Origin of the sequence: Peribacillus sp. NPDC096448, assembly GCF_044762675.1 — a bacterium.
Taxonomy (GTDB): domain Bacteria; phylum Bacillota; class Bacilli; order Bacillales; family DSM-1321; genus Peribacillus; species Peribacillus frigoritolerans_B.
The window spans coordinates 37,965-62,907 of the sequence record NZ_JBIWEU010000001.1 but is presented as its reverse complement, the minus strand read 5'-3'; the positions used below and the strand labels follow the sequence as shown (position 1 = coordinate 62,907).

Here is a 24,943-nt window from a genome sequence, read left to right as displayed (position 1 = left end):
TCGCCGCCTGTCCACCTTTTGAAGGCAGGGGGCGCAGTGTTTTAGTCTTCTTTTTAATACCCATTAATAAAAAGCGATTCCAATCGGTCAATAATGATTAAATGGATAGCTCAGCGGATAATTCATACATTTTCTTGTCAATGGTATGCGGTTTAGCAAGAGCTTCGATGATATCATAATCAACAAGTTGATTTTGTTCTATTCCGACTGCCCTGCCTCCTTTTCCTTCAAGAAGCAATTCAACGGCTCTTGCCCCAAGCCGGCTAGCCAATACGCGGTCATTTGCCGAGGGAGATCCGCCGCGCTGAACATGGCCCAGGACCGTTACACGAGTTTCAAACCCTGCTTTGGCCTCAATTTTCCTGGAAATATCAACGGCACTTCCAACACCTTCAGCTACAATGATGATACTGTGCTTTTTCCCACGGTCATGTCCGCGGTTCAGCTTCCCAATCAGATCTTCTATATCATATTCATATTCAGGACAAAGAATCGTTTCAGCTCCGCCAGCCAGTCCAGCCCAAAGCGCAATATCGCCGGCATCTCTTCCCATCACTTCAACCACATAAGTCCTTTCATGGGACGTGGCCGTATCCCGAATTTTATCGATGGCATCGATGACTGTATTCAGGGCCGTATCGAAACCTATCGTAAAGTCCGTACCCGGTATGTCATTATCAATCGTGCCAGGAACCCCGATACAAGGGAAGCCCCTTTCCGTTAAAGCTCTCGCCCCGCGGTAAGAACCATCGCCACCAATTATGACAATGCCCTCGATACCATGTTTATTCAATTGTTCAATCGCTTTCAGCTGGCCTTCCTCCGTCTTAAATTCCGGACAGCGAGCCGTATGTAACATCGTGCCGCCTCTATGAATGATATCCCCGACCGACCCAAGTTCAAGCTTCTTTATATTTCCATTTATCAGACCCTGATACCCATGATAAATACCGAAGACCTCCATTTCATGAAAAATTGCTTTCCGGACAACTGCTCGGACTGCCGCATTCATGCCTGGAGAATCTCCTCCACTTGTCAATACACCTATTCTTTTCATAAATGTCACCTCTCTACAGCACTAATCAATTTTAAGCTTCTTATATCATTGTACCCTTTTTCAAGCTTCAATAAGCAGTAACTGTTTCACTTATGCATACTTGATGTTATAAGCCTAACCGATTCTCATCAGAAATTGAAGTAAAATGGTGTAAAACTTTACATTCTACACACAAACCATATTCTTTCTCGTTTCGGTAATGAATACATATGCGCCTATGAAAGGATGAAAAAACGTGTTGCCCCAGGCAGCACGTTTTTCCTTTTGCAAAATGTGTTTATGAATGCTGTTCAACTTCCTTAGGTTCGCCCTCAGGTTGTTGTTTTGCAAATTCATATTCACCGATTTTCTTGAATTTCATATAACGCTGGTTGATAAGATCATCACTATTCAATGGCAACAGTTCATTGAATGAACGTTTCAGGATTTCCTTGATGGCTTCTGCCTGTGAATTCGAATCCCGATGGGCGCCGCCCCTCACTTCAGGAATGATCTCATCGATGACTCCTAAGCGGTTTAAGTCGGGAGCCGTGATTTTCATCGTTTCCGCAGCCCTCTTAGCCTGAGAGGCATCCTTCCACAGCAAGGCTGCAGCCCCTTCTGGGGAAATCACGGAATATGTTGAGTTTTCAAGCATGAAAATTCGGTCTCCGACGCCAAGCGCCAATGCACCGCCGCTTCCGCCTTCACCAATGACAATACTGATGACCGGCACCTTCAGCCCTGCCATTTCGAAAAGGTTTTTCGCAATGGCTTCACTTTGCCCGCGCTCTTCAGCAGCTTTACCAGGGAAAGCTCCCTTCGTATCAATGAAACAAATAATCGGCCTGTTGAACTTTTCAGCCTGTTTCATCAGACGCAAAGCTTTTCGATAGCCTTCAGGATGGGGCATGCCAAAGTTACGACGTATGTTTTCCTTCGTATCCTTCCCTCTTTGATGACCGATGACAGTCACGGCAAGTCCATCAAATTCTGCGATTCCAGAGACAATCGCTTCATCATCCCCATAATAACGATCTCCATGAAACTCGATGAAGTCATTGAATAACAGCGGAATGTAATCAAGCGTCGTCGGACGGGCTGGATGCCGGGCAATCTGAACACGATCCCACGGTTTAAGATGGTTGTAGATATCCACTTCCAGCTTCTCTAAACGCTTTTCCAATGTTTCGATTTCTGCTGTAAGGTCGACATCAGCATCCTTCGAAATTGCCTTTAGCTCTTTAATTTTATTTCTCAGGTCCGTAATGGGACGCTCGAACTCTAATTCGTAAATCATAACCACTCACCGCCCGGGGCATGGATTTTAAGGATCGTCGTCAAGGTTTCCTTCATTTCCGTACGTTTGACGACCGCATCCAATTGACCGTGCTTCAACAAGAATTCAGCCGTTTGGAAATCTTCAGGAAGCTCTTCACGAATCGTCTGCTCAATGATTCTTCGTCCCGCAAAACCAATAAGGGCTCCAGGTTCGGCTAGATTAATATCGCCAAGTGACGCGAAACTTGCCGAAACCCCACCTGTGGTAGGATGGGTCATCATTGATATGATCAGTCCGCCTTCATTGCTGAATATCTTGAGTGCTGCACTTGTCTTTGCCATCTGCATCAAGCTTAAAACACCCTCCTGCATCCGGGCGCCGCCTGATGCCGTAAATATGATGAACGGAATCTTCAATTCACCAGCACGTTCAATGGCACGGGTAATTTTTTCTCCAACAACGGATCCCATGCTTCCCATCCGGAAATTCGAATCCATGATGGCTGTTGAAACTTGGTACCCATTGATGCTTCCGACTCCTGTGACAACCGCCTCATTAATCTTGGCTTTCTTTCTATCTTTTTCCAATTTATCTAGATAATCCGGAAAATCAAGCGGGTTAACGGAAATCATTTCTTTATCAAATTCATTAAAAGTGCCTGCGTCGAATAAAAATTCGATGCGCTCATGGGAAGACATCGGATGATGGTACCCGCAATGCAGACAGACTTTCTTGTTTTTCACCAATTCTTTTGTATACATGATTTTTTTACAGCCGGTGCACTTTGTCATGATTCCTTCTGGTACATCTTGTTTCTCCCGATCTAAAGGAACCGTTGCATATTTCTTCTTAGACTTCGCAAATAGCTCTTTAAGCAAGCTTAATCCTCCCTTTACCACCAATTATCTATTTTATGATACTTGGTACAAACTATATCAGAAATAAAATTAGTGTCGTGTAAAAAGGTGTCACTCGTCCTTCGACATATTTCTAATTCTAATAAGATACGTTTCGATGGCTTTTTCTTCATCACGTTCGAGCAAATATGTAAGAAGTGCCAGATAATCTTCTTTTTTCACATTACCCTGTACCATCTCTGATGTTCTAGCATAGCTGTTGACAATGCGCCAAATTCTTTCCAGCAATCGATTGCGATTCAAAATGGCAATTCTTAAGAAGAAATCATCATCATGAAACTTATCCGCTTTGACCCAGGCCATCAATCTTTTGATGTCCTCAGCCGTAGCGAAAAAGGCGACGATCCGCAAACAGTCAATTTCAATCAGCCTTTTCGTCTCAGCCAAATCTTCTTGTACTTTTTTATCTTGCAAAAAAAAGGTTCCCAGAAGCTCGACTAGCCTATGCTCCTGGAAATCCCTGATAAACGTCCCTTCACCACGCCTTGTTTCTATTAATCCTAATAGCTCTAAGGCTCGCAATGCTTCACGGACAGAGGAACGGCCAACATTAAAACGATCCGATAACTCCCGTTCTGATGGGATTTTATCTCCCGGCAGGAGGCTGTCCGCTTCAATCATGCTACGTAGGCTCTCAACGACATCGAGATAAATTTTGGATGAAGAAGTACGACCTGCCAAATTAATTATTCCTCACTTTTTCCAATGATCGCTAATTTCCTTGTTTTTTCTTTAATTCCCTCGGGATCCACATTAATTCTAGCCACTCCCGTTTCCATCGCTGCCTTGGCAACAGCAGCTGCAACGGCTGGAGCTACCCTCGCATCAAATGGAGCTGGGATAACGTAGTCTTCGTTCAACTCATCTTCCTGTATTAAACCGGCAATGGCTTGTACTGCAGCAACCTTCATTTTTTCATTGATATGAGTCGCACGTACATCCAAGGCACCACGGAAAATCCCTGGGAAAGCAAGGACGTTATTGACCTGATTCGGGAAATCCGAACGGCCAGTTCCAACAACCTTGGCACCCGCTGCTTTTGCATCTTCCGGCATGATTTCCGGATCTGGATTAGCCATCGCGAAAATGATCGCATCCCGGTTCATCGAAGAAACCATTTCTTTTGTCAATGCACCTGCGGCAGAAACACCTATAAATACATCAGCGTTTTCAATGACAGATTCCAAAGGTCCTGAAACCTTATTTCGATTGGTCACTTTCGCCACTTGTTCTTTTGTATCATTCATACCTGTCGAACGGCCCTCATAAATGGCACCCTTCGTATCACACATGATGATGTCGCGAACTCCATAGTTATAAAGCAATTTAATGATGGCAATGCCCGCAGCGCCTGCTCCATTCGCTACCACTTTAATTTCTGACATTGATTTATTCACAAGTCGTAAAGCGTTCACAAGGCCCGCAACAGTAACAATGGCTGTACCGTGCTGATCATCATGGAAAACAGGAATATTCATTTCTTTCTTGAGTCGTTCTTCAATTTCAAAACAATTTGGTGCGGCTATGTCCTCTAAGTTCACTCCACCGAAAGTCGGTTCGAGTAATTTAACGGTCTCTACAATTTTGTCCACATCCGTGGTTTTTAAACAGATTGGGAAAGCGTCCACTCCGGCGAAACTTTTAAATAAAACGGCTTTTCCTTCCATGACCGGCATAGCAGCTTCCGGACCGATGTTTCCAAGTCCCAAAACAGCCGTTCCATCAGAAATGACGGCAACAGTATTCCCCTTCATTGTATAGTCATAAACGGTTTCCGGCTTATCATAAATATCTTTACACGGTTCTGCGACACCAGGAGAATAAGCCAGGCTCAAATCTACTGCATTCCTAACCGGTACTTTCGAAACTGTTTCTAATTTTCCTTGATTCAAGCGGTGCATATGTAATGCTTCTTCTCTTAATGTCATAGTTTCACTCCTAAAACAAATTGGGTAACCCATATCTTATATGCAGAAATTATGCTGAAATCTAGTGGTCAGACCACAGCGGCCTGTTTTCAATATAACATAACTATTAAAGTTGTAAAACAGTTATTCTTTCTTGTAAACCACATTCCCTTTTCCGACCAAGTCAAATAATGCCTGCATCAATCTATCTGTAGGATTGACCCAATCCCAATAAGATAGCTGTACATAGCGGTTTTCCCTCTCGTAAAAAAGCATGACCTTGGTTTCACCGCTATGCTGCATTAAAATTTTTTTTATTTTTTGCAGTGTATCCTTCGTTTGCTTGTCAGCCTCAATTTTCAGGAATATCGTCCCGTTTTTTTCCTCTTTCATCTGCTTCACTTTTTCAAGAGGGTACACGTTCCTGATCAGGAGCTGTGTTTTTCCATCCCGTTCTTCCAATGTCCCTTGCAGCATAACGAGTTGTCCATGATTCAAGTCAGCAGAGTGGTTTTTATAAACATTTGGAAAAACGACCGCTTCAATATCCCCCTCTTCATCACTGACGCTCAAGAAAGCCATCACATCGCCCTTTTTTGTCCTTATGGTTTTAACCGACGTAATGTATGCGCCAAGTAAGACTTTTGATTCCTTTTTATTGGTAGCTTCATCTATGGTCAAACAGCCGAAGTGCTGAAAAAGTTCTCTGTAGCTTGTCACCGGATGATTCGATAGATAAAGCCCCAATGCGCTTTTTTCCAATGAGAGTTTGTGCTCGATTGGGATGGGCTCGACCCGGTTGTATTTCGGTTTGAGTGAAAACTCGCCATCCGAAAACATATCGAATAGGTCATCATCCGGATTAACCAATTCCGTATGATCGATCGCTACGTCCAAGCTCGCCAACAACGTTGCCCGGTCTTCACCGAATTCATCAAATGCACCTGAATGGACAAGCGCCTCCAGCACTTTCCTATTTACGATTTTTCCCGAAACGCGCAAACAGAAATCGAATAAATCAGCGAACTTCTTCTGCCTCCTCGCAGCAAAGATTTCTTTTAATACAGTCCCGCCTATCCCTTTTATGGCTCCAAGGCTATAACGGATCCCTTCCTTTTCCGGTAAGAACGGGTAACCGCTCCGGTTAATCGAGGGAGGCAGAACCGCTATCCCTTTCTTTTTTGCTTCACGGATATATTGCGAAATCTTATCATCATTCCCGACGACCGAGGTCAGAAGTGCTGCCATGAAATATTCCGGATGGTGGGTTTTCAAGTAACCCAGCTGATAAGCGATGAAACTATATGCCACCGCATGGCTTCGGTTGAATCCATAGTTAGCGAAGCGGACAATCAAGGAATAAATCTCATCTGCCGTTTTTTCGGAGTATCCTTGTTTCAATGCACCGCTCACGAAATGCTGCCGCTCTTGATCCAGAACATCCTTCTTCTTCTTCGAAACGGCACGACGGAGCAGGTCAGCCTCCCCTAATGAAAACCCGGCTAAGCGGGAGGCGATTTGCATGATTTGTTCTTGATAAACGATGACCCCGTATGTAGGCTCGAGGATATCCTTCAAATCCTCGTGCAGGTAATCAATCGGGGCAAGTCCATGTTTTCGCTCGATGAACAGCGGTATATTTTCCATCGGACCTGGACGATACAGGGCATTGACCGCGACGATATCCTCGAATCGGTTCGGTTTCAGCTTGATCAATACCTTTCGGATGCCATCCGATTCAAATTGGAACACTCCGGTTGTTTCGCCTCTCCCTAAAAGGGCCAGCGTCTCGGGGTCATCCATCGGAATATGGGACAAGTCGAGCTTTTTCCCTGTTCCCTTTTTGATGTTATTTAAAATATTATCAATGAGCGTTAAATTGCGGAGTCCAAGAAAATCCATTTTAAGAAGTCCCAGTTCTTCGAGAAGGTCCATTGGATATTGAGTCAGATGGATGCCGTCATGCCCTCCCTGAATCGGGATATGCTCGGTCAGTGCCTGGTCACTGATGACGACGCCGGCGGCATGTGTCGAAGCATGGCGAGGCAGTCCTTCAAGCAATAACGCGGTTTGAAAAAGTTTTTGATTCAGGTCACTCTCATTAACGAATTCCCTGAGCCTTTTCGATTCCTTGAAAGCCTCGGGAAGCGTGATGCCCAGACGGCCTGGAATCATTTTCGATACCGCTTCCTGTTCCTTTGAATTCAGGCCGAAAACACGTCCTGTGTCCCTTAACGCAGCCTTGGCAGCCAATGTTCCGAATGTAATGATCTGTGCTACATGAAGTTCCCCGTACTTCTTCGCGACATAAGCAATCACTTCTTCACGGCGGTTATCCGGAAAGTCAATGTCGATATCCGGCATCGAGACACGTTCCGGATTCAGGAAACGCTCGAACAGCAAGGAATGTTCGATTGGATCGACATCCGTGATCGACAGCACATAAGCGACCATCGATCCAGCGGCCGATCCCCTTCCAGGACCAGTCAGGATTTGATGGTCCTTAGCGAATTTCATGAAGTCCCAAACGATTAAAAAGTAATCGCTGAATTTCATCTTGGTGATGATATCCAATTCATATCGCAGGCGCTCTTCATATTGAATGGATGGCTCCGGCACTCTTTTCTTCAGCCCTTGGAAACAGATGGCCTCGAGCATTTCCTCGGCTGTGGCTCCATCTTCAGTAGGGTACTTAGGCAGCAGTGAACGATGAAATGGAATTTCCAGATTGCATTGCGCGGCAATATGCAGTGTATTTTCCAGTGCATCCGGTCTGTCATGGAATAGTTCTGCCATCTGAGCCCGGCTTTTCAAATAAAATTGATCGGATTCAAGAACCGTATGCGTCTCATCCGCAAGCTTGTCGCCATTTCCAATTGCCAATAAAACTTCATGAGCGAGTGCATCACTCTCGTTCAAATAATAGACTGGATTCGTCGCGACAATCTTTATCTCTAAATCTCTCGCCAACTGGCTTATGGCTTCGTTACCTTTTTCCTCATCCGCAATCGAAAGTCTCTGTATGGACACATAAAAGTTATCATGACCAAAAATTTGCAGAAATCGCCCGGCTGCCTGTTCGGCTTCTTCAGGATTTTCTTCTCTCAATAGCGTTTCTATTTGCCCCTCTGCACCCGGTGTGATTGCAATCAAGCCCCGGGAATAGGCTTTAAGCCAATTCATTGGAATGCCTGACGGGGATTTCGTTTTTATGGCACTGCTTATTTTAAGCAGGTTTTGATATCCTTGCAGACTCTTTGCCAATAAAAGAAGTCCATGTGGCGTTTCCCGTTCATCAAGGACATCCGCAAGTATGCCGATGATCGGCTTTATACCCTGTCTCTTGCATTCTTTATAAAAATAGACCGAACCGTACATAACATTTCGATCGGTTAAGGCAAGACTTGTACAGCCGTCCGCTTTCGCTTTGGCCACAAGTTCAGTGATCTTCACCGTACTTGTCAGCAGGCTGTATCCGCTCTGAATATGGAGATGAGTATACACGTTTTTTCTCCCACCTTTGTAAGGCATGTTTCTTTTCATTATAGTGTTTATTTCAAAAAAAGAAAATATGTTCTCATTACCAATGGGCAATTTAACTTCCTGATTTCCTGCGACTATCATATTACCTCTGAACATCCCATATAAATGGAATAGAAGAATATCAAGAAAAAAGGATGATGATATATGAATGAAGCCTTTGTTCCAGCCTTCCTCAACAGCTTTTTCATATCGCTTGGCGTATTGCTTGGCGGCTCGATAATCGGGGGCCTCGCCGCTTTTTTTACTGGACAAGCCCCGATGACAACTGTATTCCGGCTGTCGGACAGCCTTCGTATTTGGGCGATTGTCGCCGCGATCGGGGGTACTTTTGATATGGTCTATAATTTCGAACGCGGTATTTTCCACGGGGAAACGAAGGATATAGTCAAGCAGGTCCTATTGATACTATCTGCACTTGGAGGGGCACAGACAGGGGCACTGATCATAAACTGGTTCACGCAGGAGCATATTTCACCATGAGGATCCCTCCCTATCACCGGTCTCCAACCTGGCAGCGCTTTTTTGCAGGAGCCGCACTTGGCGGATTGATCAGCTGGGTGATTTTCTTTTATATGCATGGTGTCCAGCAGGAGAAGCAGATCCGGACCCTTCACGAACAAAGAGAAGAGATCAAGGATTTAAACGGGAAAATCGCAATTTGGGAGCAGGATTATAAAAAATTGAACGAGAAAAACGAGGAAATCCTGACGATTCAGGAAGTGGAAGTAACGATAACGAATGAAAAATACAGTCTGGACCAGCTGAGCATTGCAGAAGCGGAGGATGTGATTGAGGACGACCTATCCTCTCTTCTCGCCAAAGATGTCGCCAGTGTCTATGACGGAAAGGTGCTTTTGAAAAAATCCATAGAAAATAAGATCGTGACCATCAATAAAAAGCGCTATCGACTTGAAGTCGTTGAAATCATGTTTTATACGAAAATGAATATAGAAATCAAACTAAAAAGGACTACTTCGTGAATGTTGAACTTAATGGGTGAATACCCACCAAATTTAAAGACCAAATCATTTGCGATTTGGTCTTTAAGTTTTTTTCATTCAGCTTCCGCTTTATTCAACTCTTCCATGTCGGCAAGGATATTATCCACTTCATCCCAAGAATAGATCGAAGCCCCTGCTGCAAACGGGTGGCCTCCTCCGTTATATTTACGGGCAATCGTATTGATGATTGGTCCTTTAGAACGGAAACGGACTCTGATTTCTTGTTCTTCTTCAATGAAAAAGACCCATGACTTAACATTTTTAATCGAACCGAGCGAGGAAACGAGCTGAGATGCCTCGGATGCAGAAGCATGGAATTTTTCAAGTATATCTTTCGTGATGATCATTTTCCCCGTTCCATATGGAAGGATTTCAAAATGCTGCAGCACATATCCATTCAACCGGACTATGCTTTCCTCGACGTCATACATCTCCTGATATAACTGCGGGCGGGAGAACGAATAGTGAATCAATTCACTGGCATAGGCAAATGTCTTTTCAGTCGTGCTTTGGAATAGGAAACGACCTGTATCGCCAACAACGCCTGCATATAGGAGGCGTGCCGCTTCATCACTCATCTTCAAGCCCTGTTCTTTACCGAACTGGTAAAACTCGTAAATCATTTCACTTGTGGAACTTGCCGATGTATCGACCCAACGCATATCCCCATATGGATCTTCATTAGGGTGATGATCGATCTTAATCAGCTTATCCCCCGTCGTGTACCGTGCATCACAAATCCGGTCCGTATTTGCGGTATCACAAACGATGACCAAAGCACCTTGATATGTTTCATCCGAAATCACATCGAGCCTTCTTAAGTAATTCAATGACGGTTCCTCTTTCCCGACCGTATAAATTCGCTTTTCGGGGAAAGATGCTTTCAGGATTTCCGCCAATCCCCCCTGTGAACCATAAGCGTCCGGATCTGGACGGACATGACGATGGAGAATGATAGTATCATAACGCTTTATATCTGCTAATATTTCAGCTTTCATATAGATCTCTCCTTAACATATGTATTATCGAGCCTTATAAAGATGATATATTTCATTTAATCAAAAAATTGCGGAAATAGGAAGACTCATCTTGTTTACTGTGGCATTCTCTTTCATTTCCCGCTACAATAAAAAGGTACATATGTTAAATTGGGGGAATTTCAAACGATGCCTATTCTTGTCACCTTGATCGTTCTTTCACTAGGGGTCTATCTGTTTTATAAACTCAAATCGGCCCGAACCAAAATGCCGATGGAGAAAAAGTGGATTTCAGGGAAGTCTTCCATTGCCCTTGGTGCGTTTGTCGCACTATTCGGAATCAATCAGCTTTTTCTATTCCACACGACCATCACTTATATCATTGCCGCCGTTTTCATTTTCGTTGGCATATTCAGTATTTGGGGCGGCTATAAAATGTATAAATTTTATTTGCCGCATGCAATCGAAGAAGCTGCAAATCAAAAAGGATAATCGAATTTCGATTATCCTTTTTATTTTTCATGATCGGTCCAGCAATTGGCAAGTCAACATTGCCTTGCCGACAAGTTTGCCTTGGTTAAACACCTCGACATCGACTTTTCCGAATTTACGCCCTACATCAAGGACCCGCGGATGGATTTCAAGCGTACTGTCGATTTGGACTGGCTTGATGAAGTAGATCGTCATGTTTTCCACGACCAAGTCACCGCGCTTATAGCTTCGAAGTGCACGATTTGCCGAGTCGGTGACCAATGTCGTGAACACACCGCTTGAAATGGTACCAAGGTAATTGGTCATCTGTGGGGTGACGCCATAGTTATACACTTCCTCGCCCTTGCCACGATTCGAAGTCATCACAAGCTGGCTGGTGATCGTATCGTCGATCGTTTCGCCGACCTGAGGCTGCCTTTGACTCATTTGCAATGCCTTCAGCACATCCTGCCTGCTCACGATTCCCTTTAGGATATGACTGTCATTCACGACCGGGATTAACTCAATCCCTTCCCAAACCATCATATGTGCAGAAGATGCCACACTCATTTTATCGCCTACGGTCATCGGGTTTTTCGTCATCACCTTATCAATGAGGGTCATCTCTTCCTGTCCGATGATATCTTTTGATGTGACCATTCCTTGAACCTTCATATTGTCATCGACAACAGGGAAACGGCTATGCCCTGATTCCTGATTCAGTTCATGCCAGGTCTGAACCCGGTCACCCACTGTCAAAAAGGTCGTTTCCTGTACGGGTGTCAAAATATCCTCCACCAGCAAGATTTCCTTTTTGATCAATTGGTCATAAATAGCCCGATTGATCATCGTTGCGACGGTAAACGTATCGTAACTCGTTGAGATCACTGGCATCTCCAATTCATCGGCTAACCTTTTAACGGGCTCTTCGGTATCGAATCCCCCGGTGATCAGCACCGCTGCACCCGCTTTTAACGCGTGCTCATGGGCCTGTGTACGGTTCCCGACGATCAGCAGGTTTCCTGCCCCTGTATATCTCATCATGGCATCCAGCTTCATCGCCCCGATGACGAATTTATTTAATGTCTTATGAAGTCCCGTTTTCCCGCCAAGAACTTGTCCGTCAACAATATTGACTACCTCTGCGAAAGTGAGCTTTTCAATATTCTCTTTTTTCTTTTTCTCAATACGGATCGTGCCTACCCGCTCAATCGAGCTCACGTATCCCTGATTCTCCGCCTCTTTAATTGCCCGGTATGCCGTACCTTCACTAACATTCAATGCCTTCGCAATTTGACGGACGGAAATCTTCTCGCCGACAGGGAGCCCATCGATATGTTTTAATATTTGTTCATGCTTTGTAGCCAAGCGCTTCACCCTTTTCACGGTATTCCTATTCTCCATTATAAGGTCAAAGAGCCCAGTTTATCAAACAACTACTAGTATTGGCGCAACCTTTTGTATTCCAGCTGGCGTTTTACCTTTTGTTTCTTAGGAGAATATAATATGCCCGTCAAGTTTCCAGCTACCGCCAACAATGCAAACAACAGCCAGGATCCGGCAAACAGACTCTCCAGACCGCCACTTTCCAACGACAAACGCGGCACGGCATAATACAGCATCACACCGCATAAAAGCAAACACAGTAATAACCTCTGTTTCATCCAATCCCCCCTTTTTTCATCTATTCATTTTATGCCTGTAAAAGGAAAAAAGACTTGGCTGCTGAACGTGACTTTACTTTCCTATTGCCGGAATCATTTGTTAAAGGCAATACTGCAGGGAAATCTTTCATTTCGGTCGGCTCCCCCCCTCAATCCACATAAAAAACGGAAGCCATGCAGGCTTCCGTTCCTTTTAAAAGTCTATTTCATCCCCGGCTTCCATGATCAGTCCATTTCCATCTTCAAGCAAGTCGATGAATTTTTCAGGATCCTGTTTAATGACAGGGAAAGTATTGTAATGAATCGGCACGACTTGTTTGGCTTGAAGGAATTTCGCTGCAAGTGCTGCATCTTCCGGGCCCATGGTGTAATTGTCGCCGATTGGCAAGAATGCCAAGTCAATCGGATGTCGTTCGCCTATCAGTTTCATATCGGAAAATACCGCTGTATCCCCTGCATGATAGATCGTTTTCCCTTCTATCGTAAGCAATACGCCAGCAGGCATTCCTAAATAAATGATTTGCCCCTCTCCGTTATTGAATCCCGTTCCATGGAATGCTGGCGTCAGTTTCACTTTTCCAAAGTCGAACTCGAAAGCTCCGCCGATGCTCATCCCATGGGTCCTGACTCCTTGGGCACCCAGGTAGTCGGCAATCTCTGCAATGCCGATGACAAGCGCATCATGCCTTTTTGCCAATTCAACCGTATCACCGACGTGGTCATTATGGCCATGTGTTAAGATGATCACATCCGGTTTCACATCTTCGACCTTCAAATCGGTCAATTCGTTTCCAGTAATGAATGGATCGATTAAAATCGTTTTACCATTCGTTTCAACTTTTACAACTGCATGTCCATGAAAAGATACTTTCATTTTTGATGCTCCCTTCCCATACCCACTAATTTTATTTAAGTAGCTTTCTTAGGCCTTTCCCATTTACTATACTTTTAAATATTGCTAAGGTAATTATATCTTATTAATGGAGGTATCGTCATGAATGAACGTTTGACAGAACTACAAAATTGGCTACAGGCGAATGAGGCTGAAGCCGCTTTACTTACATCTACAGAGAGCATCTTCTATTTGAGCGGGTTTTTTAGTGATCCTCATGAAAGACTGCTGGCACTTGCCATTTTTGCAAATGCCGAACCATTCCTTGTCTGCCCGCAGATGGAAGTTCCGGATGCTAAACAGGCTGGATGGGATGGAGATATCATCGGTTACACCGACATTCAAGATCCTTGGGAAAAAGTTAAGAAAGCAGTCGAGGATCGCGGTTTAACCATTCATACAATGGCCATTGAAAAAGAGCATATGAATGTGGAACGTTATGAAAAGGTCCAACAACACTTCGGAGCACCGAAGCTCGTTTCAGCAGAAGAAAAACTTCAAAGGATGCGAATGATCAAATCGGAAGATGAAATGGTCAAAATCCGTGAAGCATGCCGCCTAGCCGACTTTGCGATTGAAGTGGGTGTCAGCGAAATTCATGAAGGTAAAACGGAAATGGAAATCCTTGCAGCGATAGAATACGAATTGAAAAAGGCCGGAGTCAGCCAAATGTCTTTTTCCACCATGGTCCTGACTGGTAAAAATGGCGCTTCCCCGCATGGCATACCAGGGAATACGAAAGTTCAGCGCGGCGACCTTGTCCTCTTTGACCTGGGCGTCGTTCATGAAGGGTATTGCTCTGATATCACTAGAACGGTTGCTTACGGAGACATCAATGATAAACAGGCAGAAATATATGAAACTGTACTTAAAGCACAAGAAGCTGCCGTTGCAGCCAGTAAACCTGGTGTATCCTGTTCCGAGATAGACTTGACTGCCAGAAACATCATCAGGAATAAAGGATACGGTGAATTCTTCCCGCACAGGCTCGGCCACGGACTTGGAATCAGCGTCCATGAGTATCCATCCTTGACTGAAACGAATTCCCTCGAACTTCAATCCGGAATGGTTTATACCATCGAACCTGGCATATATGTTCCGAATGTTGCAGGCGTCAGGATTGAAGATGATCTACTGATCACCGATACCGGCTGTGAGGTTTTGACCAAATTCCCGAAGAGCCTGCAAATCATAAAGTGATAATGCATTCATTTAATATAACAAAATCCGAATACCCCCGCCTTCATTTAAGACGGGGGTATTTATTCAACATATCAACTAATCGGTCCGCAGTTCATACTTCATTGCTTGATCACTGCCGTCAAACCAAATGACCAGCCATTCACCTATCTATTCTTATGATTCCCCTCTCGTCACCGAGATAATAAACAACATTATCTTCCTCTTTAAAATATTCCGTTTCTGTTGGAGACCCTAAAAGCGTGAACACTTCATCTTTTGCCATACCTATCAATTCATGTTCATTGATTAAGTCATCTACCAGGTAGACTCTTCCTTTATCATCGTTTAACCATCTTTCAGTGGTGAACCTTGATTCATATTCATTTACCCCTAACCTAAAAGCACAATAAATATAGAAGAGAAAAGCCTTGATATGACCATAAATCTATTTTTGATTTTTCTTTATTTTCCTTATCGGTTTATTTCCATGAAATCCATTGAAAAAATAGTAAAAGAACAAATGGAAGCAGCAGTGCTGCTATACTCATTAAACTGATGAAGCATGTACAAAATTGATGAAGAAAATATAAATGAAATAGATCAATCCATACAAAAGCGCACGTATAAAGATAATGCATAGTTTACGATTCTTGAAACACTCATAGAAAAAAACTCCCCTCTCACATTAAGTGTTACCACAAATATACAATTAAGGTAAAAAGGAGCGATTTTTCGTTCCTGCAATGATTCATTACATCATAATGAGGTTGGAATCATATTGTTTCATTTGTTGATTTCCAGATCATTGGTAAAAACATTCGCTAATTTGTTACAATTGAAATCAGTCAGATTAGGTAAATCATTGTATAATAGGAATGAAATAGAAGGAGGAGATTCACTTGAATAGTATAGATTATAAAAATATTCTTGTAGCAGTGGATGGTTCGGAAGAAGCAGAGTGGGCCCTAAAAAAGGCAATCTATTTAGCAAAACTCAGTGACGCTACCCTTGTGCTCACGCATATCGTGGATACAAGGAATTTCCCTACTGTCGAAGCTTATGATATGACTATCCGTGATCACTCTGAAACCTTTGCCAATGAGCTATTGGACAAGTATAAAACGGAAGCCATTGCATCCGGGATTGTAAAGGTCCAAACAGAAGTTGCCTATGGTTCTCCCAAAGTTCAAATTCCAAGGGATTTAGCGAAAAAGCATTCGATCGATTTAATTGTATGCGGTGCAACGGGCCTTAACGCAGTCGAACGTTTCCTTATCGGGAGCGTGTCGGAAGGCATCGTTCGCCATTCTAACTGTGATGTAATGGTCGTGCGTACGAACTGATAAAAGAAAATGATATATAAAAAGCTCGTTCGCCAAATTGGTGAACGAGCTTTTTCCTATTATTCACTTACCAGTTTTTCCGCTTTTTCAATCGCTAGCAAGACTTGGGCAAAGCCTGTACCGCCCGCGCTGTTACGGCGTTTAACTGCCTCATAAGGATTTAATGCATCATAAATATCTTGATCAAACAACTCGGAAGCTTCCTGGAATTGTTCAATGCTCAGGTCCATTAAATAGCAGCCATTCTGGACACAGAACAATACAAGCTTCCCGACCACTTCATGCGCCTCACGGAAAGGCATACCCTTTGAAGCCAGGTAATCAGCTAATTCCGTCGCATTCGAGAAGTCATTTTTTGTTGCTTTTTCCATTACTTCCGTTTTCACTTTCATCGTTGAAATCATGCCGGCAAATATTTTAAGTGAACCAACAATGGTCTTAACCGTATCAAAAACGCCTTCTTTATCTTCTTGCATATCTTTGTTATAAGCAAGCGGCAGTCCTTTCAAAACAGTCAATAATCCTGTTAGGTTCCCATAAACCCGTCCTGTTTTACCACGGATCAATTCCGCCATGTCAGGGTTTTTCTTTTGCGGCATGATGCTGCTTCCCGTGGAAAACGCATCATCCAATTCTATGAATTGGAATTCCTGGCTTGACCAGAGAATGATTTCTTCGCTGAAACGGGATAAATGCATCATCATTGTCGCACTGTTGCTCATGAATTCAATGGCAAAATCACGATCACTTACCGCATCAAGGCTGTTTTCGTAAATTCCCTCAAACCCCAATAGCTCCGCACTGAGGGCACGGTCAATCGGGAAAGTCGTCCCGGCTAATGCCCCAGCACCCAATGGGGAAATGTTGATCCTTTTGAAACTCTCGGTGAAGCGCTGCTTATCACGCTCAAGCATCCAAAAATAAGCCATTAAGTGGTGGGCAAATGAAATAGGCTGTGCACGCTGCAAATGTGTATAACCCGGAATTAGTGTTTCCACATTTTTCTTGGATTGTCCCAAAATCGCTTTTTGCAAATCATTGATGAGTTCCAGAATCACTTTCGTTTGGTTCCGCATATACAGATGAAGGTCGGTTGCAACTTGGTCATTACGGCTTCTTCCTGTATGAAGCTTTCCGCCAACCGGACCGATTTCGCTTATTAGCATACTTTCCAGGTTGAGGTGGATATCTTCCATCTCAACCTTAAAAGTCAATTCACCCTTCTCAGCTTTTTCCTGTAAACTTTTCAGCCCCGCAATGATCTGATCCGCATCTTCTTCAGGTAAAATGCTGCATTGCTTTAACATGGTTACATGAGCTAAACTGCCTTGAATATCTTCAAGGACAAGTTCCTGGTCAAAGGAAATGGAAGCTCCAAATTCATCTACCCATTCTTCGGCAGATTTCGTGAATCTTCCTCCCCAAAGCTTGCTGCTCACACTGTCACCTTCTTGTTATTGACCATGCTGTTCACTTTCGTTGGAAGTCCCCATAACTTAATGAATCCAACTGCTGCATCATGATCGAATTCGTCTGCTTTTGTATAGGTAGCCAATTTTTCGTCATATAGGGAGTACTCGGATTTTCTTCCTTCAACAATCGCATGACCTTTGAATAGTTTCACACGGACCGTACCCGTTACATTCACTTGTGTTTCTTTCAGGAATGCAGCCAAAGCTTTTTGAAGCGGAGAGAACCAAAGTCCCTCATAAATCAATTCAGTCATTTTCTTCTCGATCACCGGTTTGAAGTGAGCCAGTTCTTTTACAAGCGTGATATCTTCAAGTTCTTTGTGTGCAGCTATCAATGTCATCGCACCAGGAGCTTCATAGACTTCACGTGATTTGATTCCTACTAATCTATTTTCAACGTGATCGATACGTCCAACTCCGTGTTTGCCGGCAATTTGATTCAACTCGACGATCAGGTCAGCCAATTTATAGTTTTTATCATTCAATGTAACCGGCACACCTTGTTCAAAACCAATCTCGATGATATCGGCAGTATCTGGCGTACATTCAAGGCTTGCAGTCAAATCATATGCCTCTTCCGGCGGAGCTGCCCAAGGATCTTCCAGAATCCCGCATTCATTACTTCTTCCCCAAAGGTTTTGGTCAATCGAGAACGGGCTCGCCATGCCAATCGGAACTGGAATGCCATTTTTCGCTGCATATTCAATCTCCTCTTCACGAGACCATTTCCAGTCACGAACAGGTGCTAGAACTTGCAAATTAGGGTTCAAGGCAGAGATGGATACTTCGAAACGCACTTGGTCATTTCCTTTTCCCGTACAACCGTGCGCAACGGCTACCGCGTTTTCCGCTTCAGCCACTTCCACTAATTTCTTCGCGATCAGCGGACGTGATAAAGCCGATACCAATGGATATTTCCCTTCATACAAAGTATGCGCCTGAAGAGCCGTCAATGCGAATTCATCAGCGAATTCGTCCTTCGCATCAATGACATATGAACTTACCGCACCAACAGTGATCGCTTTTTCTTTAATGAAGTCCAAATCTTTTCCTTCTCCGACATCCAGGCAGCATGCCACAACCTCGTACCCTTGATCTTGTAACCATTTAATTGCAACGGAAGTATCCAAACCTCCGGAATATGCTAAAACAACTTTTTGATTTTCCATTTCCATCGTCCTTTCGTGTGAATAAAAATTCATCGTTTGTTATTTTTATTCAATCTATGATTAGTACTTTATCATCTTTATTAATGGAATACAAGGGGTATTTTAAAGATTTTGCTAAATAATCCGCTAATATTTTCAAGGAATTTACACATTGGCTGGTTCCGCGGGAATATAGTAAACTAGGAGTATGATAAATCGAAAAACGGAGGGCATATGAAAGAACTATTTATCTATGATGAAAGGCTCGGCATCTCAATTCCCGATTTGAATCTGGAGTGGGATGAATATACAAAAGGCGAGCAACAGCAAATACTCGTACATTGGGAGAATATCCGCGGAAGCATCCCGGACCGCATCAAGGAACTGGAATCCACGATTAACCGTAAGCAGTTTCGGCTCTCCGATGAGAGTAATTTCGCCAAATCATGCCAGCTCAATTCCGAAATTGCGGAACTTGCTTCCATCATCAATGATTTATGGCTTTGGTATCGTGCCAATCAAGCCGTGACGGAAAAGATGCATAATTAAGGCCTATTCCATGCAAAAAAAGCCACAGTTTAAAACTGTGGCTTTTTTGCATCCCTCTTATAAATCCTTGCGAAGTTCACCGACGACATGTCCCAATTCCGGAAGAATCAATTTATTCATCGCAAGCCGAACCGCCCCTGATGAACCTGGCGTGGAAAAAACTGCTTTGTTGTTCACGACTCCGGCAATCGCCCTGGATAGGATGGCAGCCGAACCGATATCCTCTTGATAGCTGAGCATACGGAAAATCTCGCCAAAACCGGGAATTTCCTTGGTCATCAATTCTTTGACCGCCTCGATCGTTACATCCCTTTTGGCGATGCCAGTGCCTCCATTTGTTAATATGACATCGACCGTGCCGCTTTGGCTGCCAGAAGTGATCGCATCCTGAATCGCTTTCCGCTCATCTTTAACGATTACATATTCCGTCACTTCATGACCACTCGATTTCAATAATTCCTTCATCAGTGCTCCGCTTTTATCCGTTTCTTCATCACGCGTATCGCTGACGGTTATCACCATGCAGCGAACTGCCTCCGTGACGGCTTTTTTATGATTTTTGACACTCATTCTCCATCAGCCTTCTTATTCAGTAAATAACGATATTGATAGAATTTCTGGGCAAATTCACTTACATTCCGGGTCATTTGATAATTGGATCCAGCCCCGATGGCCATGCTGATGAACGGTATGCCCCGAACCAGTTTTTTCCGGAAAACAGTAATGGATAATGCTTTCAACAGCTGCTTGAGCGGCTGTTCCATCCAGGTAGGGTTTGTCAGTTCTTCGATTCCTAAATAAAAATAGTCATCTTCTGCGGTCTGGACCTCGCGGATCAATTCTTCCCAGGCTATTCCTTGGAGCCTCTTTGGCATCGCACCTGCATTGAATACCTTAAGGGCCAGCATCATTTCAAACGGTGTATTCACCTCGACACCATAAGACATTGCAATCAGCTGTACGATCCTGACATTGATGACCGTCATGGCCGGAATATCGCTCCCCAGCAGAAGCAGGCCTCCTGATCCGCTCATCCCGCCTTGTGCAAATGAATATAAGCGATGCTTAGCGATATGCTGATTGGCTATGTAATTCAACTGATCGATCGATAAGTGATTCAAATCACTCAACGTTTCGATTTCTTCATTAAACACGCGCGCAGATGCTAAAATCCGCTCTCTTGCATCTATTTGAACTTGTGAGCTCTGAACCATTGCATGCAAATGAAAAAGCCAAGTATCAAGCTTTTCGAAAAACTGTTGTTGGACGTTTTCCGGAAGCAGGGCAAACCCCTGCTCCAACCATTTATCATACAATGCAGCAAGATCCGTTGGCTCATATTGATAAAGTTTTTCCTGCCATTCACTTATTTCATTCCAAACTTTCATTTCCCGGTTCGTGAATTCCATGCATCAAGCCTCCTATGTACAGAATTGGTGGATTCTCCCTTAAGTATACCATAGAAGGAAGCTTATCAGAGAATAGATGATGGCGATCCAGCGTTCATGGGTATGGATTGCACGGACATAAAATCCATGAGCAGGCGGATTCCGATAATAAAATTTGATATACTGCATTCACTGGAAAGACCCCTTACCAGAGAGATATGGAGATCATTTTTTTAAAAAACAGGAAGTCATGTTTTCCAAGTTTCGTTCAAAGCTATTTTCACGGTATCCCTGACAATCATGATTTCTTCATTAGTTGGGATGACCATGACTTTCACAGGGGAATAAGGTGCATTGATGAACGCTTCCTTGCCCTTGGTTCGATTGAGATCCTTATCCCAATATACCCCCATGAATTCAAGTCCTTCCAAGATTCGCCCCCTAATCGTTTGACTGTTTTCACCGATGCCCGCTGTAAAAATGATGCCGTCCACACCTCCCATTTTAGCTGAATAGGAGCCTATGTACTTGTGAATCCGGTCTGCAAATACTTTAAGTGCGAGTTCTGCCCGCTCATTTCCTTTATCCGCTTCAACTTGAATATCGCGCAGGTCGCTGGAAAATCCGGAAAGGGCTAGCATGCCGCTTTTCTTATTCAGGACATCAAGCACTTCATCTGCTGTTTTTCCCGTCTTCTCCATGATATAAGGAATCAGTGCAGGGTCGATGTTCCCCGAACGCGTTCCCATGGTAACACCGGCCAATGGTGTAAATCCCATTGATGTATCAATTGATTTGCCGCCCTTTATGGCCGTAATGCTTGCACCATTCCCTAAATGGCAGGATATCAGTCGAAGCTGTTCAATTGGGCGGCCAATCATTTCGGCGGCACGCAGCGATACATATTTATGTGAAGTACCATGAAACCCATACTTCCTTATTCCGTAATTTTCATAATATTCAAGAGGTAAACTGTACAAATAGGAACCTGCTGCCATCGTTTGATGGAAGGCAGTATCGAATACCGCAACCGCTGGGACATCATCAAGTATTCGCCTGAAGGCTCGGATCCCGGTGATATTGGCAGGATTATGAAGGGGCGCCAACTCGGAAAGCTTTTCGATTTGCTCTATTACGTCCTCCGTGATCAAGACCGAGTCACTGAATACCTCACCGCCATGCACCACCCGATGCCCTACACCATCTATCTCTTCAAAGGAGTCAATGATGCGATGGTCAATCAGCTTTTTCAATAAAAGCCCTACAGCCACTTCATGATTGGGTATATCCATCGTTTCAGAAACCTGTTCGCCTTCGACACTTAAAGTGAATGCGGAATTTTTCAAGCCGATTCTTTCTACAATACCTTTTGTAATTACTTTTTCACAAGGCATCTCAAAAAGCTGAAACTTCAATGAAGAGCTGCCCGCATTAATAGCCATGACTTTTGACATCGATCCCGCTCCTTTACTCTAAGTTAGTTCTTCAATGTTCATCTCAATGAAACGTGCAGTGTATTGTACAATCTTATCATGGCAAGCAGTTTCAACCAAATAATAATGAAAAATTGCAAATTATCACTTTTTCAACAAAAAAAAGAAAGCCAATGCCTGCAGCATCAGCTTTCATTGACTATTTTTCCTCTTTAAACCAATCATCCATCTGTTGCATGACAGACCTTGTCGCTTCGAAATCCGACAACTTCGGAAGTTGTACGAGCAATGCCTTCTTCGGAGCTTCGATACCCTCTTTTTTCTTTTGAAGGATCAGGATGCTTTTGGCAGCCGCTTCACTCTTGAACATGGAAAGCGGCAGTTGCACCATCCCTTGGATATGTGTATGCTTCTTCAGGAAATCATTGAGTTTCGGAGCTTCCTCCGAGACGAACAGGTTATTCGGGACAATGAAGAATAGGTGTCCGCCATCCTTCGCGTGTTTAACACCTTGTTCAATAAACAAATGATGTGCATATGAATGGCCCTTATCGGCCTTCAATTCATATTCAGCTGCACGCACATCATTCGGGTAATAACCAATCGGCAAATCACTGACCACGACATCTGAAGGATCGATGAAAAGCGGCTCCAAGCTGTCCTGATTGAAAAATTCAAGCGGGTGTTCTTGCAGGTTGGCACCTGCATAAGCTAGCCTGATCAATGTTTCATCAATCTCGACACCATATGAAGCGATGTTTTTATCAGTAAGTTGATTCATGATCGCAAATAGTAAGTTCCCCGTCCCAATGGCTGGATCGAGCATGACTATCTCTTTTTGGTCCTTGGTGAATTTACCGACTAAATAGCTGACGAACATGCCGACTGCATCAGGGGTCATATGATGATTCGGCTGGACGCTCTGCTGCATGCCTTTTAAAATTGCAAGCTGATACGCTTTACGGATTGCTTCCTTCTCATATTTCTCTGGTGAAAAATCTGCATAATGCTTCGCTAACCTTTTCTTCGATACTTCACTGATTTCCTCCTGCAGGACTTTACCTTGGAAGAAATTCTCGCCCGTTTCACCCAGGGCATCCAGATACGTACATGATAGTTCACTTTGCAATATTTGAGCTGTTTCATCAAATTCATAAAATAATTGTTCAACTGGGGTAGACTTCACTTATTAATTCCTCCTGTTTGCTTCTGTCCCTATTTTAAAGGTAAGAAGAAAGAGATACAAGCCGTACGTCCTGCTCATCATTCTTTGTATGTTTAACATGCTGTTTTCCGTTTTGAAAGTCCGCATATAACGAACTCGCGCGAGCAACTCTTTTTCAAAATTCAGGCGTAAATAAAAGGTATGTAGGGCTGTTGCCCTGTATTAGGTATGGTTTCTATCTAAATTTTATTACAAAGTTGATTGGAACGTAAGGCGCGAGACTCCTGCGGGAAAAGCGTGTCCAGGGGAGACCCCGCACAGTTGCATAGGCGCCGAGGAGGCTTCGGCGGACCTCCCTCGGAAAGCGAGTGCCTGGGAGCGGAAATCAACGTCCAAATTGTACAAGCCAAGAAAAAAAACTATGACAAACTCGATGAAAATGATTTTGTCTGCAGTTTTTTATTACTTGGATAGGCTCAATGAATGCCCAAACGGAATACCATGCATGAGGTGGTGATTATATATGGATAATCAATATCAAAACTATCATGGGCAGGTTAATCCGATAAATCAGCAACATGATATTCAGTCAGCAGATGAATTTAACAGGCAACAACAGGGGTTTCAACAAGGGTTTCGACAAGGGTTTCGACAAGGGTATCGCCAAGGGTATCGAGAAGGATTTCGAGCAGGGCAACAAGCGGGGTTTTTCCCAGGACCAAGACAAATGCCGTCGTGGCCTAATGAAATTGACATAAAAGTTGGAACACCTAATGGTCAAGAGTGGTCTGGCAAGGTTGTTTTACCACAAAATGGTCCGACTTTCGAGCCTTGACTGAAGCCAGCATATAACTCGTCAACAGAAAAGAACTGAATCGGCCGACACTCAGAAATTAATATAACCACAACTCAATTGAAAATTAGAGCCTAAAACAACTAACATCAAAATCAACATTAAAACAAAAAACCGGGCACATTGCGCCCGGTTTCTTAGAATTCGCATCTTATTTTGCCGCTTTCGCCGCTTCGATGGCACCTTCGTAATTTGGATGGTTGGTACCTTCGCTCACATATTCCACATATGTGATTTCATCAGAGCTGTTCACAACGAATACAGAACGGGCCAATAGACGAAGTTCCTGCATGACGACACCATATGCTTCACCGAATGAAAGGTCACGGTGATCGGAAAGGACTTGAACATTGTCCAAGCCGCTGGCAGCACACCAGCGTTTTTGCGCGAAAGGAAGGTCGTTACTGATCGTCAGTACTTTCACATTATCCAATTTTGCCGCTTCTTCATTGAATTTACGTGTCTGTGCATCACATACGCCTGTATCCACGGATGGAACAACGCTGATAATGCGGACAGAACCTTTGGAGTCGCTTAAAGTAACCGGTGATAAGTCATTAGCCAATACTGTAAAATCAGGTGCTTTGTCCCCAACTTTTAGTTCTTGTCCCACTAAAGTGATCGGGTTGTTTTTAAATGTAACTGAAGCCATTAATAATTCCTCCCTTTTCTGCTATATGTACAAGCATAATGATATTTGTTTTGCCGGAATTTTGCAAT

The 24,943-nt window shown here is 43.7% G+C and carries 24 protein-coding genes; 7 read left to right on the top strand and 17 right to left on the bottom strand.

Features of this window, described 5'->3' with window-relative positions; translation table 11 throughout:
* Positions 1-97: 97 nt before the first annotated feature.
* The 6 genes from pfkA to dnaE all read right to left on the bottom strand — a co-directional run bounded on the left by pfkA (position 98) and on the right by dnaE (position 8,646).
* Positions 98-1,057 carry a 6-phosphofructokinase gene (pfkA, locus tag ACIQ0C_RS00295; RefSeq protein WP_252296238.1) on the bottom strand — a complete coding sequence of 320 codons (960 nt, stop codon included), beginning with the start codon at positions 1,055-1,057 and terminating at the stop codon, positions 98-100.
* A gap of 277 nt (positions 1,058-1,334) precedes the next feature.
* Positions 1,335-2,336 (bottom strand): acetyl-CoA carboxylase carboxyl transferase subunit alpha, encoded by a 1,002-nt coding sequence (gene accA, locus ACIQ0C_RS00290; protein WP_403055844.1) that lies wholly within the window; start codon positions 2,334-2,336, stop codon positions 1,335-1,337.
* Positions 2,333-3,196, bottom strand: a complete 864-nt coding sequence (gene accD, locus ACIQ0C_RS00285) for an acetyl-CoA carboxylase, carboxyltransferase subunit beta (protein ID WP_402835302.1) — start codon at positions 3,194-3,196, stop codon at positions 2,333-2,335. Before accD ends, accA begins: the two co-directional genes overlap by 4 nt.
* Before the next feature lie 90 nt (positions 3,197-3,286).
* Positions 3,287-3,916, bottom strand: coding sequence for a FadR/GntR family transcriptional regulator (locus tag ACIQ0C_RS00280; RefSeq protein ID WP_402835303.1), 630 nt, complete (start codon positions 3,914-3,916; stop codon positions 3,287-3,289).
* Positions 3,917-3,921: 5 nt separating this feature from the next.
* Complete coding sequence (ystJ, locus tag ACIQ0C_RS00275) at positions 3,922-5,163, bottom strand: NADP-dependent malic enzyme (protein WP_402835304.1); 1,242 nt, start codon at positions 5,161-5,163, stop codon at positions 3,922-3,924.
* Positions 5,164-5,286: 123 nt separating this feature from the next.
* Positions 5,287-8,646 carry a DNA polymerase III subunit alpha gene (gene dnaE / locus ACIQ0C_RS00270; protein ID WP_403055841.1) on the bottom strand — a complete coding sequence of 1,120 codons (3,360 nt, stop codon included), beginning with the start codon at positions 8,644-8,646 and terminating at the stop codon, positions 5,287-5,289.
* Between the two features lie 183 nt (positions 8,647-8,829).
* Here dnaE and ytrH point away from each other — a divergent pair, with 183 nt between their 5' ends.
* Complete coding sequence (ytrH, locus tag ACIQ0C_RS00265; protein ID WP_034309135.1) at positions 8,830-9,165, top strand: sporulation membrane protein YtrH; 336 nt, start codon at positions 8,830-8,832, stop codon at positions 9,163-9,165.
* Positions 9,162-9,665 carry a sporulation membrane protein YtrI gene (ytrI, locus tag ACIQ0C_RS00260; protein ID WP_402835306.1) on the top strand — a complete coding sequence of 168 codons (504 nt, stop codon included), beginning with the start codon at positions 9,162-9,164 and terminating at the stop codon, positions 9,663-9,665. Before ytrH ends, ytrI begins: the two co-directional genes overlap by 4 nt.
* Before the next feature lie 74 nt (positions 9,666-9,739).
* Here ytrI and ACIQ0C_RS00255 read toward each other — a convergent pair whose 3' ends face one another.
* Positions 9,740-10,684, bottom strand: a complete 945-nt coding sequence (locus ACIQ0C_RS00255; RefSeq protein WP_403055838.1) for a DHH family phosphoesterase — start codon at positions 10,682-10,684, stop codon at positions 9,740-9,742.
* Between the two features lie 168 nt (positions 10,685-10,852).
* Between ACIQ0C_RS00255 and ACIQ0C_RS00250 the strand changes: the two genes are divergently transcribed.
* The gene (locus ACIQ0C_RS00250) at positions 10,853-11,155 is read left to right on the top strand and encodes a YtpI family protein (protein WP_403055835.1); all 303 of its coding nucleotides are present in this window, start codon (positions 10,853-10,855) and stop codon (positions 11,153-11,155) included.
* 27 nt (positions 11,156-11,182) lie between these two features.
* On the opposite strand, the gene ACIQ0C_RS00245 is transcribed toward ACIQ0C_RS00250, so the two are convergent.
* From ACIQ0C_RS00245 to ACIQ0C_RS00235, 3 genes are all read right to left on the bottom strand, one after another.
* Positions 11,183-12,502, bottom strand: a complete 1,320-nt coding sequence (locus ACIQ0C_RS00245; RefSeq protein WP_034311452.1) for a DRTGG domain-containing protein — start codon at positions 12,500-12,502, stop codon at positions 11,183-11,185.
* Positions 12,503-12,573: 71 nt separating this feature from the next.
* Positions 12,574-12,798 (bottom strand): hypothetical protein, encoded by a 225-nt coding sequence (locus tag ACIQ0C_RS00240; protein ID WP_133349657.1) that lies wholly within the window; start codon positions 12,796-12,798, stop codon positions 12,574-12,576.
* A gap of 193 nt (positions 12,799-12,991) precedes the next feature.
* Positions 12,992-13,672 carry a metal-dependent hydrolase gene (locus tag ACIQ0C_RS00235; protein ID WP_402835309.1) on the bottom strand — a complete coding sequence of 227 codons (681 nt, stop codon included), beginning with the start codon at positions 13,670-13,672 and terminating at the stop codon, positions 12,992-12,994.
* A gap of 120 nt (positions 13,673-13,792) precedes the next feature.
* Here ACIQ0C_RS00235 and ACIQ0C_RS00230 point away from each other — a divergent pair, with 120 nt between their 5' ends.
* Both ACIQ0C_RS00230 and ACIQ0C_RS00225 read left to right on the top strand, forming a co-directional pair.
* On the top strand, positions 13,793-14,890 hold the full coding sequence (locus ACIQ0C_RS00230) for a M24 family metallopeptidase (protein ID WP_403055832.1): 1,098 nt from the start codon (positions 13,793-13,795) through the stop codon (positions 14,888-14,890).
* Positions 14,891-15,780: 890 nt separating this feature from the next.
* Entirely contained in the window at positions 15,781-16,215 is a 435-nt protein-coding gene (locus ACIQ0C_RS00225) for a universal stress protein (protein ID WP_076366253.1), read from the top strand.
* A 59-nt stretch (positions 16,216-16,274) separates the two neighbouring features.
* On the opposite strand, the gene argH is transcribed toward ACIQ0C_RS00225, so the two are convergent.
* Positions 16,275-17,654, bottom strand: a complete 1,380-nt coding sequence (gene argH / locus ACIQ0C_RS00220; protein WP_403055829.1) for an argininosuccinate lyase — start codon at positions 17,652-17,654, stop codon at positions 16,275-16,277.
* Entirely contained in the window at positions 17,651-18,856 is a 1,206-nt protein-coding gene (locus ACIQ0C_RS00215) for an argininosuccinate synthase (protein WP_402835313.1), read from the bottom strand. Before ACIQ0C_RS00215 ends, argH begins: the two co-directional genes overlap by 4 nt.
* A 213-nt stretch (positions 18,857-19,069) precedes the next feature.
* Between ACIQ0C_RS00215 and ACIQ0C_RS00210 the strand changes: the two genes are divergently transcribed.
* Positions 19,070-19,384 (top strand): hypothetical protein, encoded by a 315-nt coding sequence (locus tag ACIQ0C_RS00210; RefSeq protein WP_402835314.1) that lies wholly within the window; start codon positions 19,070-19,072, stop codon positions 19,382-19,384.
* 57 nt (positions 19,385-19,441) lie between these two features.
* On the opposite strand, the gene ACIQ0C_RS00205 is transcribed toward ACIQ0C_RS00210, so the two are convergent.
* The 4 genes from ACIQ0C_RS00205 to ACIQ0C_RS00190 all read right to left on the bottom strand — a co-directional run bounded on the left by ACIQ0C_RS00205 (position 19,442) and on the right by ACIQ0C_RS00190 (position 23,391).
* Positions 19,442-19,954: a MogA/MoaB family molybdenum cofactor biosynthesis protein gene (locus ACIQ0C_RS00205; RefSeq protein ID WP_402835315.1), complete on the bottom strand. Its 513-nt coding sequence runs from the start codon at positions 19,952-19,954 to the stop codon at positions 19,442-19,444.
* Positions 19,951-20,793: an EcsC family protein gene (locus ACIQ0C_RS00200; RefSeq protein WP_403055826.1), complete on the bottom strand. Its 843-nt coding sequence runs from the start codon at positions 20,791-20,793 to the stop codon at positions 19,951-19,953. Before ACIQ0C_RS00200 ends, ACIQ0C_RS00205 begins: the two co-directional genes overlap by 4 nt.
* Before the next feature lie 227 nt (positions 20,794-21,020).
* The gene (locus ACIQ0C_RS00195; protein WP_403055823.1) at positions 21,021-22,226 is read right to left on the bottom strand and encodes an acetate kinase; all 1,206 of its coding nucleotides are present in this window, start codon (positions 22,224-22,226) and stop codon (positions 21,021-21,023) included.
* 178 nt (positions 22,227-22,404) lie between these two features.
* Positions 22,405-23,391 (bottom strand): class I SAM-dependent methyltransferase, encoded by a 987-nt coding sequence (locus ACIQ0C_RS00190; protein WP_403055820.1) that lies wholly within the window; start codon positions 23,389-23,391, stop codon positions 22,405-22,407.
* Positions 23,392-23,893: 502 nt separating this feature from the next.
* Between ACIQ0C_RS00190 and ACIQ0C_RS00185 the strand changes: the two genes are divergently transcribed.
* Complete coding sequence (locus ACIQ0C_RS00185; RefSeq protein WP_095390785.1) at positions 23,894-24,205, top strand: hypothetical protein; 312 nt, start codon at positions 23,894-23,896, stop codon at positions 24,203-24,205.
* A gap of 169 nt (positions 24,206-24,374) precedes the next feature.
* Here the strand turns inward: ACIQ0C_RS00185 and tpx are convergent, their stop codons facing one another.
* Positions 24,375-24,875: a thiol peroxidase gene (gene tpx / locus ACIQ0C_RS00180; protein WP_034309176.1), complete on the bottom strand. Its 501-nt coding sequence runs from the start codon at positions 24,873-24,875 to the stop codon at positions 24,375-24,377.
* Positions 24,876-24,943 lie beyond the last annotated feature (68 nt).